The 14505-nt window shown below is 39.5% G+C and carries 19 protein-coding genes; 6 read left to right on the forward strand and 13 right to left on the reverse strand.

The annotated features are described in order from the left end of the window. Positions 1 to 29 precede the first annotated feature (29 nt). Both ACINWC323_RS10010 and ACINWC323_RS19735 read left to right on the forward strand, forming a co-directional pair. Positions 30 to 287, forward strand: coding sequence for a YjhX family toxin (locus ACINWC323_RS10010; protein WP_005285282.1), 258 nt, complete (start codon positions 30 to 32; stop codon positions 285 to 287). A gap of 108 nt (positions 288 to 395) precedes the next feature. Further along, a complete protein-coding gene (locus ACINWC323_RS19735; RefSeq protein ID WP_009511657.1) occupies positions 396 to 1463 on the forward strand; it encodes a bifunctional HD family hydrolase/N-acetyltransferase in 1068 nt (355 codons plus the stop codon). Between the two features lie 82 nt (positions 1464 to 1545). Here the strand turns inward: ACINWC323_RS19735 and ACINWC323_RS10005 are convergent, their stop codons facing one another. The 5 genes from ACINWC323_RS10005 to ACINWC323_RS09985 all read right to left on the reverse strand — a co-directional run bounded on the left by ACINWC323_RS10005 (position 1546) and on the right by ACINWC323_RS09985 (position 5264). Continuing rightward, positions 1546 to 2094: a hypothetical protein gene (locus ACINWC323_RS10005; protein ID WP_009511641.1), complete on the reverse strand. Its 549-nt coding sequence runs from the start codon at positions 2092 to 2094 to the stop codon at positions 1546 to 1548. Between the two features lie 60 nt (positions 2095 to 2154). Then, positions 2155 to 2550, reverse strand: a complete 396-nt coding sequence (locus ACINWC323_RS10000; RefSeq protein ID WP_005229953.1) for a hypothetical protein — start codon at positions 2548 to 2550, stop codon at positions 2155 to 2157. Positions 2551 to 2729: 179 nt separating this feature from the next. Then, positions 2730 to 4085 (reverse strand): hypothetical protein, encoded by a 1356-nt coding sequence (locus tag ACINWC323_RS09995; protein ID WP_249364862.1) that lies wholly within the window; start codon positions 4083 to 4085, stop codon positions 2730 to 2732. A 63-nt stretch (positions 4086 to 4148) separates the two neighbouring features. Next, positions 4149 to 4697 (reverse strand): hypothetical protein, encoded by a 549-nt coding sequence (locus ACINWC323_RS09990; protein WP_009511665.1) that lies wholly within the window; start codon positions 4695 to 4697, stop codon positions 4149 to 4151. Between the two features lie 162 nt (positions 4698 to 4859). After that, on the reverse strand, positions 4860 to 5264 hold the full coding sequence (locus ACINWC323_RS09985; RefSeq protein ID WP_009511746.1) for a hypothetical protein: 405 nt from the start codon (positions 5262 to 5264) through the stop codon (positions 4860 to 4862). 136 nt (positions 5265 to 5400) lie between these two features. Here ACINWC323_RS09985 and ACINWC323_RS09980 point away from each other — a divergent pair, with 136 nt between their 5' ends. Continuing rightward, positions 5401 to 6078: a LexA family protein gene (locus ACINWC323_RS09980; RefSeq protein ID WP_005229948.1), complete on the forward strand. Its 678-nt coding sequence runs from the start codon at positions 5401 to 5403 to the stop codon at positions 6076 to 6078. 135 nt (positions 6079 to 6213) lie between these two features. Here ACINWC323_RS09980 and ACINWC323_RS09975 read toward each other — a convergent pair whose 3' ends face one another. Continuing rightward, positions 6214 to 6792, reverse strand: a complete 579-nt coding sequence (locus ACINWC323_RS09975; protein WP_009511663.1) for a YceI family protein — start codon at positions 6790 to 6792, stop codon at positions 6214 to 6216. A 225-nt stretch (positions 6793 to 7017) separates the two neighbouring features. Here ACINWC323_RS09975 and ACINWC323_RS09970 point away from each other — a divergent pair, with 225 nt between their 5' ends. Further along, entirely contained in the window at positions 7018 to 7428 is a 411-nt protein-coding gene (locus ACINWC323_RS09970; RefSeq protein ID WP_009511721.1) for an OsmC family protein, read from the forward strand. A gap of 170 nt (positions 7429 to 7598) precedes the next feature. Here ACINWC323_RS09970 and ACINWC323_RS09965 read toward each other — a convergent pair whose 3' ends face one another. Beyond that, positions 7599 to 7871: a hypothetical protein gene (locus ACINWC323_RS09965; protein WP_009511716.1), complete on the reverse strand. Its 273-nt coding sequence runs from the start codon at positions 7869 to 7871 to the stop codon at positions 7599 to 7601. A gap of 182 nt (positions 7872 to 8053) precedes the next feature. Then, positions 8054 to 10042 (reverse strand): transketolase, encoded by a 1989-nt coding sequence (tkt, locus tag ACINWC323_RS09960; protein WP_009511588.1) that lies wholly within the window; start codon positions 10040 to 10042, stop codon positions 8054 to 8056. Between the two features lie 383 nt (positions 10043 to 10425). On the opposite strand from tkt, the gene metK reads away from it, so the two are divergent. Further along, positions 10426 to 11592, forward strand: coding sequence for a methionine adenosyltransferase (gene metK / locus ACINWC323_RS09955; RefSeq protein WP_004771809.1), 1167 nt, complete (start codon positions 10426 to 10428; stop codon positions 11590 to 11592). A gap of 53 nt (positions 11593 to 11645) precedes the next feature. Here metK and ACINWC323_RS09950 read toward each other — a convergent pair whose 3' ends face one another. Continuing rightward, positions 11646 to 11903, reverse strand: a complete 258-nt coding sequence (locus ACINWC323_RS09950; RefSeq protein WP_005229937.1) for a hypothetical protein — start codon at positions 11901 to 11903, stop codon at positions 11646 to 11648. A gap of 242 nt (positions 11904 to 12145) precedes the next feature. On the opposite strand from ACINWC323_RS09950, the gene ACINWC323_RS09945 reads away from it, so the two are divergent. Further along, positions 12146 to 12328, forward strand: coding sequence for a hypothetical protein (locus ACINWC323_RS09945; RefSeq protein WP_009511688.1), 183 nt, complete (start codon positions 12146 to 12148; stop codon positions 12326 to 12328). A gap of 46 nt (positions 12329 to 12374) precedes the next feature. On the opposite strand, the gene ACINWC323_RS09940 is transcribed toward ACINWC323_RS09945, so the two are convergent. The 4 genes from ACINWC323_RS09940 to ACINWC323_RS20265 form a co-directional block, all read right to left on the reverse strand. After that, on the reverse strand, positions 12375 to 12947 hold the full coding sequence (locus ACINWC323_RS09940; RefSeq protein WP_005285233.1) for an FxsA family protein: 573 nt from the start codon (positions 12945 to 12947) through the stop codon (positions 12375 to 12377). 186 nt (positions 12948 to 13133) lie between these two features. Continuing rightward, the gene (locus tag ACINWC323_RS09935) at positions 13134 to 13568 is read right to left on the reverse strand and encodes a putative hemolysin (RefSeq protein WP_005285230.1); all 435 of its coding nucleotides are present in this window, start codon (positions 13566 to 13568) and stop codon (positions 13134 to 13136) included. A gap of 160 nt (positions 13569 to 13728) precedes the next feature. Then, complete coding sequence (locus ACINWC323_RS09930) at positions 13729 to 14175, reverse strand: hypothetical protein (RefSeq protein ID WP_249364863.1); 447 nt, start codon at positions 14173 to 14175, stop codon at positions 13729 to 13731. Positions 14176 to 14248: 73 nt separating this feature from the next. Further along, complete coding sequence (locus ACINWC323_RS20265; RefSeq protein ID WP_009511598.1) at positions 14249 to 14410, reverse strand: hypothetical protein; 162 nt, start codon at positions 14408 to 14410, stop codon at positions 14249 to 14251. Positions 14411 to 14505 lie beyond the last annotated feature (95 nt).

Genomic DNA, 14505 nt, shown 5'->3' on the forward strand with positions numbered 1-14505 from the left:
CCTCTGATTATTTCTATCTGGATAACAACATGAACTTATCTAAGTCCGAACAACGGACACTGCACGTCTTAGCAAAAGGCGGAAAAATCGTAAAACTTCGTAATGACTCAGGTCAAATCATCGCTGTAGAGTGCTATAGCCGAGAAGGTTTCTTGCTGTCCGATTGCGACCTTGCCGTTTTTAACAAGCTAAGAAAGAAAAAACTGATTAAATCCATTAATGGACAGCCCTATCAAATTAACTTACATGGGCTTAGATCAGTACGCCCACAGTTAGACAATCGTTAACACAACCATAGGTTTGGATAAATCCTTGGTTGTACTTAGATGATGTCTATCAATCTAATGTTAGATCGGGTTTGTCCAAATTACATATGGTTTATTTTGAGAAAGAAAATGGAACTAGACGTAATTCAAAACCGCTTAGCTTTTTTACGAGAAGCGGAAAAACTAAAAAATGTGCTGCGATTTTCACATACTTCCAATGGTCGCCAAGAAAGTACTGCTGAACATAGTTGGCGTTTATGCTTAATGGCGATGATTTTTGCAGATCAATTCGAAGACATTAATCTCGAGAAAATACTAAAAATGTGCCTGATTCATGACTTAGGTGAAGCTCTTCATGGTGATATTCCAGCCATTATGAAAGATCAATTTCCAGCGAAGAATCAGCAGGAGAAACAGGATCTTTATCAATTAACCGAATGTTTAGATGATCAACCTCAAATGTTGATTCGATCACTTTGGCAAGAATATGAAGATGCAGAAACAACTGAAGCTAGATTGGTTAAAGCTCTGGATAAGTTAGAGACCATTCTGCAACATAATCAAGGTATTAACCCTGTTAATTTCGATTATGCATTTAATCTTAGTTACGGTGAAAAATACACTCAAGCCAACCCCACTCTCAAGCAGATTCGGGCCATCCTAAATCAGGAAACACAAGAGAAAATAAAGATGAACATACAGATTCGTGATGAAAAACTATACGATATTCAAGCTATTTTTGACTTAACACAAGCGGCTTTCGCCGATGCAGAGCATTCGAGTCATACAGAGCAATTTATTGTGAATGCTTTACGCAGTTCTCAACAATTGACCATATCTCTGGTCGCTGAATATGAAGGTCAAATTATTGGGCATATTGCGTTTTCTCCTGTTTCGATCTCGGATGGAACAACCGATTGGTACGGTTTAGGCCCTGTTTCTGTACAACCTGAATTTCAAAATCAAGGGATTGGCTCTCAACTGATCCATGCCGGTTTAGACAAGCTAAAAATATTAAAAGCTGCTGGCTGTGTTTTACTCGGCGATCCTGACTATTATGCTCGCTTCGGCTTTAAAGCGAAGCCGGAACTTATTTTACAGGGTGTTCCCGCAGAGTATTTCCAGATCCTTTGTTTCACCGATAAAATGCCTCACGGCGATGTGGTTTATGCAGAAGCATTTAATGCGACTGCATAGTCTTAAGCGCTCAACTTCAGTTAAAGCTGAGCGCTTATAGTTGTGATTATAGAATTCTAAAGCGAATAGATTGAATACACGCTTAATGACAAACAACCTCTTCAGAAGCTTCTAAAGCCTGTTCAAAGATTTCGGCATAGCTCGCAATCAGTTCAGCTTTATCTGTTCCATTGACAATATGACGTGCGCCCACATAATTCTTTTTATGCTGATTGATGTAATCAGAAAGTCTTTTACCTGTGAACATGCCCTTTTTCATACCGACAATCATGACACGGGCCGCGATATCAGCCTGTAAAGCCAATTTTGGATTTTTGACTAAATCAATTTTTAAGTAATCGCCCATGCGTTTATAGTTTGCCAACCATGTCAGTTGCACGTAGCCATAACCAATATAGGGATAATATTGCTTAGACTTTAGATATTTTTCAGAGCCATACTCGATCACTGGCTGCATGGTTTTCGCTGTTTCATGCCAAGCCGTTGCCAAGATATAAGCCGCCTGCGTGGTTATAATGGCCGTATCTTCAGCCAGTACCGAGACAAGAAAGTTAATGCCATCGACCTGAGATTGTGCCAACTTGCCAAAATTTTTGCGTAAAATATCAAAACCATCTTGTGTAATTGTCATGTTCTTTTCCTCTTTATAATAAAAAACCGCCCGAAGGCGGCATTGAATTGAAGTTATTATTTAAAATTTGTCTTTAAAGTCTTTTACTTCTCTTGCAACATCTAGAATCGTTGAATCTTCTCTTGCATTGATGTAGTTAAAAGTCCAGCGAATGAGTGCCCACACAGGTAAGCCACATAGGAAATACAAGCCACCGAGGGCAAATGCGCCAAACATATTCTTACTCCAGTCTTGCAAATCAAAATGCTGAATCACAAAACCACCACCCGCAATGCTTCCGACCGAAGTAGAAATTAATGAAACCACCCATTCACGCCTAGATTTTGGCAACCGTGTCATCACAACAACAATCCAGGCCAAAAGCATGAAGGTGAGTGCCATCAAGATAATAAAAAACACACCATAAGATTTTATTGCGGCTGCAATGTCTGCACCCGCTGAAACGAGGTCTACCATTTTCCTCCTCCAAAAAGAAAAGCCCTGAGCGATACAGGGCATTATTTAAATAAGGTAATTTTATAAAGCGGCCGACTTATTCTTATTGCAGCCATCACTCTTGTTATTCACTTCCTATCACAGCACATGTTTTATCTATAAAAAAACCTCCCATGTGGGAGGCCAACTCATTAAAAAAGTCACAATGGATAAAGCGGCAAATACTGCGAATGAGAAAAAGGTAAATAATGACCTGTTCTCATTCGCTTAGGCGAAAGCTTGTATTTATGCACTGAGTCATAATTTTTTGCATTGTTTGTATTTACAGCATAGATCTCTTCTCCAACTGCTGCATAGGCTGCTCTTAAGTCAAAATCCAGTTGAGTCAGCCCATCCAATGCAATAACTTGATAAAATTCTGGTAACTCTAATCCACGACTTGAAACCCAGCTCCCCATCAGTTTTCCATCAATATAGACATTCATCGAATGCTTGCCTGTGATTTCAAAAGTGACAACTGGATTTAAACAAGGCTCATCTTGCATAAAAGTGACATTATCCATACTGCCATAATCCCCTAATATCACCGTGAACTTCTCATCCACAAACAAACTGTAAATGACAAATCCCTGTTTCACCTGATCAGCAATCAGCTTTCTTTCTGGGGGATAGGCAAGTCCAGCAATCATAAAAGCATGCTGAGATGCATTTGAGTTACTTAACGAAAATTTCCCCTGACATACCTGAAAATAGGCGGATAAGAACGGTGCCCTGGTCAGTTGCTCGGCCCATCCAAACTGGATAAAGACATTAGACAGATCATAAGGCAGTTCAGTTGCCTCCAGTTGCACATATTCGAAATCCATCTCTAATTGATAGACCTGTGTATGGACAGTCTTATCATTGATTTTTAACAACTGTACAGCGTTTGCTATTACCCGAATTACCAGATTCTCGATTTTATTAAAATCATTTAGGGTGATGGGTAAATCAGTACTACTGAACATTGACACTCTTTTGCCTTCTATACTGATCGTGACATGATCTTGTCCGTGTTTAAAAAGGATTAAAGTCTCAGCCTGTGCACCGATGCTGATTTTGTAATCACGATTGCCCTGTAGCGGTGCAATAAGACCCTGCATGCTGACAGGTCGAATGACCGCAATATCCGGTATAAATCTAGCTTTAGACACAGCAAGCATATTGCGCGACTGGATGAGCTGATAATCATCATAAGCAAGGACGAATTCCTGCATATCTTCAACAACTTTTAAGGCACCTAGATATGGATTAGATTCCATCAAGGTCACACCCGCCGCATCTGGTGTAATCTGCATACAAGACGGGACAATAGTAGCGGGAGAAAAACGCGTTAAATCTTGGTTTAAATAGCTAATATTATTTGTACTCTTCATTTTCAAATACCTCAAATTCTTTATAAATTTCAAACCAATTTCAGGTTTTAGGCATAAAAAAACTCGGTCTCCATGACGGAACCGAGTTTTCATTAGGCAACAAAAAAGCCCATCTATTGATGAGCTTTCAAGCTTTGTCATATTTAATCTTTAATACGACCAGTATAGTAAAACTATAGCGTGCTTTCCGAAATAATGGAATCCTTAGTTATGCATATTTTTGTAAGTGTTTTTACGATATTGCTCAATCACGATTTCTGCTTCTTCAATAGCTGACTCTAATGCTTTAACCATCAGATTTTCATAAGTTTTCCAGGTCTTTCGATAGCTCTCTACATTAAGTTGATGGCGATGAATTCCAGCATAAGCCAAACGTCCTTTCGCTGTGTAATTTTCTTCCAGTTCCGGGTTTAAAACGAAATCTAGTACCATTCGAGATACCAACCAGGCCAAGTGATACATGGCAATCCGTTCTGGTTCACGCTTTTTATCTCGTTCAGCCTGTTTAATAAAAATATCTGCCAAATGCTGACGGACATAGTCATAATCTGTAGCTGACTTATTTTCAAACACAATCAATGCGGTCACGGACTTGGCCAACTGCGTATCCATTGCAGCAATCGCACCTAAACGATCCTGATAGCTTAAACGCTCGCCTGTGCCACGCACATAAGGATCAAAACCTGGAGAACTTACCGTTAAACTATGAGTTAACCACTCAAACTTTTCAAATTTAGTTACCATCGCATTCATATCTTCACCTCATCTCATTATTTATTTTTCTGGCATGATCTATGTTGTCACTCAAGCAATAGATCCTTTGCCAATTTGAATCATCATGTTCACGCTTGCTTTAGCATTTAATGACTTTATTTACGACCTGACGCTACCTTGCTGTCTCTTTTCATCTTTGAATTAGTGATATTTTTCTGTTTGCTCCACACAGTGCATGGCCTGTTTGATCTCTTCAAATCGGCTCTTACTACATGGCCGGGTAAAGCTCTTGATTTGAGAAATATAGCTATGCGCACAGCCGAGCACTTCAACCAAGGCCTTGGCTCTACCCTTGTGTTGATTGAGCCAGTTGCTGAGTATCGCAATCTGTTGTTGCGTTGCTTGATTATCGATACGCTTTTGTTTTTTGAGCTGTTTCTGCTCATCTTCCAGTCGCATCGCTTTTAGTTTTTTACTGTATTCCACTCTTCGTGGCTGAAATTTAGTTTGAATCTGGGTGATTGCATTGCCTTTTGCCAACCAGGCTTCAATTTCAGCATTTAAGTTTTGTTTGATATGCATGTTTGGAGTTATTGCTTTGCCCATACGCCACCTCTCACATTGAAATTTAAGTAATACGACCATAATATTAGTAAACTAATATTAAATCAATAAGGATACTAATTTGACTTCACATTAGTTTGCTAATATTCTGAATTTAATAATATTCAGGTCGATTGAAATGCTAAAAGATAGGCTCAAAGAAGCTAGAAAAAGAGCAAAGAAGTCTCAAAAAGATGTAGTTGCCGCTGTCGGAATAACCCAGTCCGCTTTAAGCCAACTGGAAACAGGATTAGTGAGTTCATCCTCGCATCTTCCCTCTATCGCCAAATACTTAGGTGTCGATGCTTACTGGCTACAAACTGGTCAAGGACAAGCCGATCCAGATCCATCCCAGCCCGAACATGCAATTAATATTTCTCCGGTTCAGGCCAAGATGGCGCCCGTTTTGTCATGGGTGCAAGCCGGTATTTTTACCAATGTGCAAGCTGTTGATATGGCTCAGGTTGAAGAATGGTTACCGCTACCCGATGATTGTGATCAGTGTTTTTATCTTAAAGTTCAAGGTCTAAGTAATTACCCTGTATTTCATGAAGGTGATTACATTCTGGTTGATCCAACCGTTCAGTATAGTGATATGCAGTCAGGTGACATGATTGTGGTGAGAAAACATGAAGATGCCACCTTCAAAAAACTGGTGATTGAAACTGACAATTCGAGATATTTACAGGCGCTTAATCCGGAATTTAAACCGAATATTATTCCCTTGGACGAAGAATGTATTTTCGTGGGTGAAGTAGTCGACTCGATTCGTTATATTTACCAATCCAAACGTCGTTCAAAGATAAAACATAGTTAATGGTCACGGATTAGTATAAAAATTAGCATTCTGATAATAAATAAATATTAGAAAACTAATAATAAAACATAAATAATAAGCAAATAAAAAAGCCTGAATGAGCTGCTCATTCAGGCTTTTTTATCAATTTCGATATTACTTTGCAACAGTTGCTTCAGTTGTAATATTAACTGTGATCTTATCCCCTACATTCGGGACGTAGTTACCGATACCAAATGCTGAACGGTTAAAGCTGGTGGTTGCATTAAAGCCAATTGCAGGTACTTTTGCCATTGGATGCTCGCCTTGTTTATTTAACACAGCATCTAATACCACTGGCTTAGTCACACCTTTCACAGTCAAATCACCTGTAATTTTAAAGTGCTTTTTGTCTTTGGTTTCTACTTTGATACTTTTGAAGGTAATGTTCGGATATTTTGCAGCATTAAACCATGCTTCTTCCTGAAACTCTTTGTCTAAGGCAGGCACATTAGTATTGACACTGCTTAAAGGAATCGTCACTTCAACTGATGAGTTTGCAGGTTTTGCATTATCAACTTTAATTGTACCCTGAATATCTGTGAAGTTTGCACTTGGTGTAGAGAAACCAAAGTGGTTCCAGCTGAATACGGTCGCAGTATGTGTTGGATCAATTTTATAGTCGACTGGCGCAGCCAACGTTACAGAACTAGCTAAAGCGACTGCTAAACCGAGGCTTAATGTTTTAAATTGCATTTTTGGTATCCTTGTTTGATATAGCCATTAGTGTATAGATCAAGTATTTTTATTCACTAGTCTTTATAAAACGATATGTTTCATCCATGCAACAATAAAAGCGTTACAGTTATTATGTAAAACGCCTATCATAAGACTATTCGCTACTCGACAATTGATCTGAGAAATAACAAGATCAGTTCATATATAGATTTAAATTCTTAAAGATAAACAACAAGGTAGAATATGACACATACAGCTCAAGCACTCAGTACTTCAACACCTTATCGCGTTACATTAACAGATTCTTCTGGACATAGCTGGTATGCAGATGAGCCAGCCGATAAAGGCGGTCAAGATACTGCACCCAACCCAGTTCAGCTATTACTTTCGGCTTTAGGTGCCTGTACGACCATTACCATAGAAATGTATGCCAATCACAAAGGCATCAAACTTGAGCATGTGCAGGTCGATTTAGCCTTAAATCCAAACGGTGAACCTGAATCAGGACACAACAATATTGAACGTAAAATTATCTTAAAAGGTGAATTTACCGAAGATCAGCACAAACGTTTGTTAAAAGTTGCGGAAAGCTGCCCGATTCATAAGTTATTAACCTCAAATATTTCAATACAGAGTGAATTAAGTATTGGTTAAACTTATATCAATAGACTTGTTGTCAATTTAGGTTTCAGCAAGTCCTCTCTTCACAAGAGCAGGTTAGGCCTAAACCGGTCTAGAATTGCGATCTAGAGTCAACTTTGTTTAAAGAATATTGTCGCCTTAGTTGAGGATAACTACACTTTCGCTAGTGTGCTTTTAAAAAATTATGCATCATTATAAGCATATTGAATGATACGAAGCACCTTTCCTTCCAGAGACAGGCCATTTTCTGCAGCTAAATCACTTAAGAGCTCTTTAACTAAGAAAATTTCTAGAAAGTAACTATATACTCGTCCATCCACTGTAAATTCGAGTCCCCCTTCATCTGGTTCAATCATAATGATTGTCTCTGAATTTAGTATCCATGGTTTTGCTGAGTAAATTGTTTCTTCCTCAGAATATTTTTCTATCTGTACTAAAGCTTCCAATAAATTCATATTATTATTTTCCTCCGACGGATTATTGATATTTTCATTAGGTTATATAGATTCAATATACTTAATTAAACCAATTAACTATATTCAACCAAGAAAATCGACTCATTTTTCTTTTTACTCCTGTGTCTCATCATAAAAAAAGCGCCCTGACTCAGAGCGCTTTTTTATACCACTTAATTCAATTAAGCAGTCAACTCTTTAACCGCAGCAACAACCGCTTCAGTGGTAATACCGAAGAACTGGAACAAGTCTTTTGCTGGCGCAGATTCGCCGTAAGTGGTCATACCGATCACTTTGCCGTCTAAACCAACAAACTTCCACCAGTAGTCTACATGCGCCGCTTCAACCGCTACACGTGCACGGATATGCGCAGGCAATACCGCTTCACGATAGGCAGCATCTTGCTTCATAAACTCTTCGGCACATGGCATAGACACGACACGCACACCTTCAAGTTGTACATATGCTTCCATTGCCAATGAAACTTCAGAACCTGTTGCGATAATGATTGCTTTCAACTCACCTTTCTCTTCAGCAAGTACATAACCACCTTTTGCCACGTTTTGAATTTGAGCTTCATTACGTGCTTGGAATGGCAAGTTTTGACGAGAGAAAATTAACGCAGATGGGCCTTCTTTACGTTGAAGTGCAGATTTCCAAGAAACAGCTGCTTCAACCGTATCACATGGACGCCAAGTATTTAAGTTTGGTGTACCGCGTAATGATGCAATTTGTTCGATTGGCTGATGCGTAGGACCATCTTCACCCAAACCGATTGAGTCATGCGTATACACATGAATCACACGTTGCTTCATCAATGCAGACATACGTACTGCATTACGTGCATATTCCATAAACATCAAGAATGTTGCTACGTAAGGAACGAAACCACCGTGTAAAGCCACACCGTTCGCGATTGCAGTCATACCGAATTCACGAACGCCGTAATACACGTAGTTGCCCGCTGGGTTTTCTTGTACGCCTTGGCAACCTTTCCAAAGTGTCAGGTTAGAGCCCGCCAAGTCAGCAGAACCACCTAATAATTCAGGAAGTAATGGACCGAACGCCTGTAAAGTATTTTGGCTTGCTTTACGTGTCGCAATGGTTTCAGCTTTAGCATTGGTTTCAGCAATGAAAGCATCTGCTTGTGCTGCAAATTCAGCAGGTAAATCACCATTGATACGGCGTAATAATTCTGCTGCTTCAGTTGGATATTTTGCTTGGTATTGAGCAAACAATTCATTCCAAGCTGCTTCAGAGCTTTGACCTTTTGCTTTTGCATCCCAAGCTGCATAAACATCTTCAGGAATAACAAATGAATCTTCTTTCCAGCCTAATGCTTCACGGGTTAAAACGATTTCGTCTTTACCAAGTGGTGCACCGTGACAGTCTTCTTTACCTTGTTTATTTGGTGAACCCAAACCAATCACTGTTTTACAGATAATGATGGTTGGTTTATTGCTTTCAGCTTTCGCTTCTACAGTCGCTTGACGAATTGCATCAGCGTCATGACCATCTACACGAAGCACTTGCCAACCATAAGCTTTGAAACGTTGTTCAGTATCATCGCTGAACCAGCCTTCAACTTCACCATCGATCGAGATACCATTGTCATCGTAGTATGCGATTAGCTTACCCAGACCTAATGTGCCTGCAAGTGAACATACTTCATGAGAAATACCTTCCATCAAGCAGCCATCGCCAAGGAAGCAGTAAGTGAAGTGATCAACAACGTTTAAGCCATCTTTGTTGAACTGTGCAGCCAACGTTTTTTCAGCCAGCGCAAAACCAACTGCATTGGCAATCCCCTGACCCAATGGACCAGTTGTAGTTTCAATACCAGGCGCATAACCATATTCAGGGTGGCCCGGTGTTTTAGAGTGTAATTGACGGAACTGTTTTAAATCTTCAATAGATAAATCATAACCAGTCAAATGCAATAAGGCATATTGCAACATCGAGCCATGACCATTTGACAACACAAAACGGTCGCGGTTCGCCCATTGCGGGTTGGTCGGGTTATGATTTAAAAATTCACGCCAAACTACGTCAGCGATATCTGCCATCCCCATTGGTGCACCTGGATGCCCTGAGTTTGCTTGTTGCACAGCATCCATTGCCAAGACACGAATTGCGTTTGCAATACGACGTTCATTTAAAGGGGTTGTCATAAGTCAGAATCCGATTAAATCAAATAAGATGAGAGAAGATGAGAAATCATCTTTCAAAAACTGAGACTATTGTCTTAAAAAAACGCCAAGGGGTAAAGTCCAATACACGATATTTCTTGTTTTTCACGCAATCATTTAACATTAAATGTGTAAATGTTCATACGATAGGCGATGTCTGTGCTTCCTTGTAAAAAATTTAAACAGTAAATTACAGATTTATTCATATCAAAAACTATAAATATCAATTTCCCTGATACACATATCAATAAAAACATCATGAAAATGAAATAAATTCACGCTTTTTAGTCAGCTTGTGCTAGTCCTATGCGCCAAGTCGATGTAACATACTCTGTCTTTTTGAAAATACCAATGATAGGACGTTCATGCGCGAGTATGCTGTTTTTACTTCAGAATCTGTAAGCGAAGGTCATCCAGATAAAATGGCTGACCAAATTAGCGATGCAATTTTAGATGCAATCCTAAGAGAAGACCCGTATGCGCGTGTCGCTTGTGAAACATTAGTAAAAACAGGTGCGGTTGTTCTTGCTGGTGAAATCACAACGACAGCAAATGTGGACTTTGAAGCGATTGTACGTCAAACCGTCAATGGAATCGGTTATCACCATTCTGATTTAGGTTTCGATGGTTCAACTTGTGCCGTGATCAACATGATCGGTAAACAGTCTCCTGAGATTGCACAAGGTGTTGATCGCCAGAAGCCAGAAGATCAAGGTGCAGGTGACCAAGGTTTGATGTTCGGTTATGCAAGCCGTGAAACCGATGTGCTGATGCCTGCTCCAATCTCTTATGCGCACCGTTTAATGGAGCGTCAAGCAGAATTACGCCGTTCAGGTGCATTACCGTGGTTACGCCCAGATGCGAAAAGCCAGGTGACCTTTGCTTATGAAAATGGCAAACCGGTTCGTTTAGATGCAGTTGTATTATCAACGCAACACGATCCTGAAATTTCTCAAATCCAGTTAAAAGAAGCTGTGATTGAAGAAATCGTTAAACCGATCATTCCTGCTGAAATGTTCCATGCAGGCACGAAATTCCATATCAACCCGACAGGTATGTTCGTCATTGGCGGTCCTGTAGGTGACTGTGGCTTAACAGGTCGTAAAATTATTGTAGATACGTATGGCGGTATGGCGCGTCATGGTGGTGGTGCTTTCTCTGGTAAAGACCCATCAAAAGTTGACCGTTCAGCGGCTTATGCGGGCCGTTATGTAGCAAAAAATATTGTTGCAGCTGGTTTGGCAGATAAATGTGAAATTCAGGTCAGCTATGCAATCGGTGTTGCTGAACCGACTTCGATTTCAATCAATACTTTTAATACCGGTAAAGTATCGGATGAGCTGATTGTTCAACTTGTACGTGAACATTTTGACTTACGTCCATACGGCATTACCCGTATGTTGAATCTGATTCAACCTATGTATAAGCAAACAGCGGCTTATGGTCATTTTGGCCGTGAAGGTTCTGATTCTGCATTTACCTGGGAAAAAACCGATAAAGTTGACATCCTTAAGGATGCTGCTGGACTGTAATTCCTTTACTGTAAAAAAGCTCGCCATGGCGAGCTTTTTTATTGCCCCAGAAATTATTTATTTGAATTGGTATTGTCCTGTTTGAACATCTCCAGTAGCGAATTGCTTTGCACTGGCTGATCTTCTTGATGATGCTGACTATATAAATGTGCAAGTTTGATCACAACCACCACTGCCAGACAGGCAGCAACACAAAACATCCACATGCCATACGGGCTGCGAATATGCTGAGAACCACAATAAGGGCACTCTTTATCTGTTGATGCAACGACCTTGTCACAACATGCACAATGATATTGATATAACATCATTCATACCTCCTCTTTATTTTTTTATTTTCTTTTTACAACAAATACTCATATGTCACACTTTTATCCTATGAGAAAAAAAACCATAATTCAATCACGTTTTCTGACCTACACATTCAAATTAACAAATTTTTATGACAATTTGATTAGAATCTCAAGTTTGACTCAATGATTAAGCTGTTCATTTTATTTTGATCTTTCATGTAATTTGATAAAATAAGATTTTACGCAGTGTGGAGTAACGCATGGCCCAATTGATCAATAAAGGTGGATTTCGCGAACGCGCCAATCGTAGTCGCAAGTACCAACAGTCAGAAAATGAGGTGACCACCCTGCCACCGAGCCAATATCAACCGCATTCCAAAGAAACAGATACGTCTACCAATACAGAATCACCCGATCCAGCTAACCCAAAAGACCAAACATAAAAAAAGCACACCAAATAAAGTGTGCTTTTTATAAAAATGAAATGAATCAATTCACATCTTTAAATTCAATTTGCTTCTGATCCGGTTTTACTTCACGTGCTTCACCATCAATAATGGTTGAGTCACGATGCTGACCACCACCTTGTTGCTGGTTTTGCATATCTTGCATCTGGCGCATCAGATCAGCAAACGGATTTTGCCCTGCTGCACCACCGCTCATGCCACCCATACCGCCCATCATTTTATCCATCATGGCTTGCTGACGTTTAGCCATAGTTTTCATCAAGGCATTGCGAAATGCGGTTTGAACTGGTGGAATCAACACCAATACCGCCAACACATCCGAAATCAAACCAGGAATCATCAATAAGAAACCTGCCATCGCAAGTGCCAGTTTCTTGGTGACAGCAGGATCACCACCCAACTGACCTGTCATCTGCATTTGCTGTAATTGCGGCATGATCGTTGAAGCACTTGAACGCAACAGGTTTAAACCAATAAAGAATGCGATGATGAACCAGAAAAAGACATACCACATACTTCCAACGAGGTCACCCACGCCAATCCAGACCAAAACCTCGGCAATTGTGCCAAATACCACGATAAGAAGTAGATTCATGTCAAATCTCTAAAATTAAAACCTTGTGCAATATTGATGAATCAATCCTGACACAACAAATAAAATAAACCCAATAAAGTTAATGATGGGTACATTTTCAAATTTATCAAGTCTTGTAAAAAAGCTTGTATAAAAAAGCTCCCAATTAAATTTGATCTAATTGAGAGCCCAAAGCGTCTTTAAAAATTAGCCACAAGTTGCTTGGGTAATTTTCTTCGATTGAGGATCAATCGTTACGGTCACACGATTTTCACGGTAATCCATAGTAACAGGCTGATTTGGACCCACACTGCGAACAATTTCAGATTTGGTTTTTTGTTTAATCTGTGCTTCTGTTAAACCCGACTGACCGATTAACTTGGTTGCTTCGTCAGCGATACATTTTGGCTGGCTTGCGCGGAACAGTTCCCACTCTTCAACCACCTGGCCATTTGGTAATTTGCAATAACCTACCTGACCATTGGCTTCATTACGGATTTCCAGTTGTCCACCTTGATCTACGCAGAATTTACTTGCTGGGTTAGGCATACCAATTTTTGGTGGCGTCATATCTTTATTTGGAGTTGCTGAACACGCTGCTAATGAAGCGACAATTGCACCTAAAAGTAAGATCTTTTTCATAATTTGAATTCTGATAAAGTGAAAAAGCAAAGATAACAAAATAACTTAACTTTTTATGTCAATGATTTGAAACAAGATGCAAACTTATATTCGATTCATAATTTTTTGAAAGCACTCATAAACTTCTTAAAGACTTTAATCTTCCGGCCTACTCATCTGCCTATGATTTCTGTTTATTCGCTATTTTTCTTAAGCGATATTGCATTTCCTGCGCAATGTCTTGATTTTGACTTTGTGCATAGCGCTTTAACACAGCCATTGCATCTAGCGTACCAATATCTGCTAAAGCATGACTAAACCATTTTGCAATAACAGCATCATCAGAAGCAGTATATTCAAAACGCTTGAAATCCTGTTCAAGGATTCTGGCAATAATTGCGACGCTTGATGGATGAGCAAGATCTTGCAGCCCTTTGGTTATCATTTGATGCTGGTCATGTCCATCCAGCAATAATAAATGATTTAGTGCCGAAGCTCTGATTTCCAGATTCTCTATTTTAAATGCCACATCGATTACAAATTCAAGTGTATCAGTTTTATTTTGCTGAACACCACGCTCAAACATTTCTAACAAATACGTCACTTTGTTTTGATCAGCTATGTTCACGTCCTCCCAGAATGAATCTATTCTTGCGTCATGATTCAAAATAGAATCCCCTTTTCTCACATCCTGATTATGATTATTGAATAATAATATATTCCAACCGAATCGCCTCATCGACCAAATAGTGCTCTTTGATGATATAGAAATAAGGTCGCGTATTAATCCACGCATCCATCGCCTGAATCGCTTCCGTATAGCCAGTGAATGCCGGAAAATCTTTGACTTGTATGATATTCATGAGCTGATCTCTTTTTTTATCAAGCCTAGCACACCCAGCGCATTTTACTAAAGCATAAAATCTAGCCAGATTCATTAATAGATTTTTATACGATC

It is taken from the genome of Acinetobacter sp. WC-323 (assembly GCF_000314615.1).
GTDB lineage: Bacteria > Pseudomonadota > Gammaproteobacteria > Pseudomonadales > Moraxellaceae > Acinetobacter > Acinetobacter courvalinii.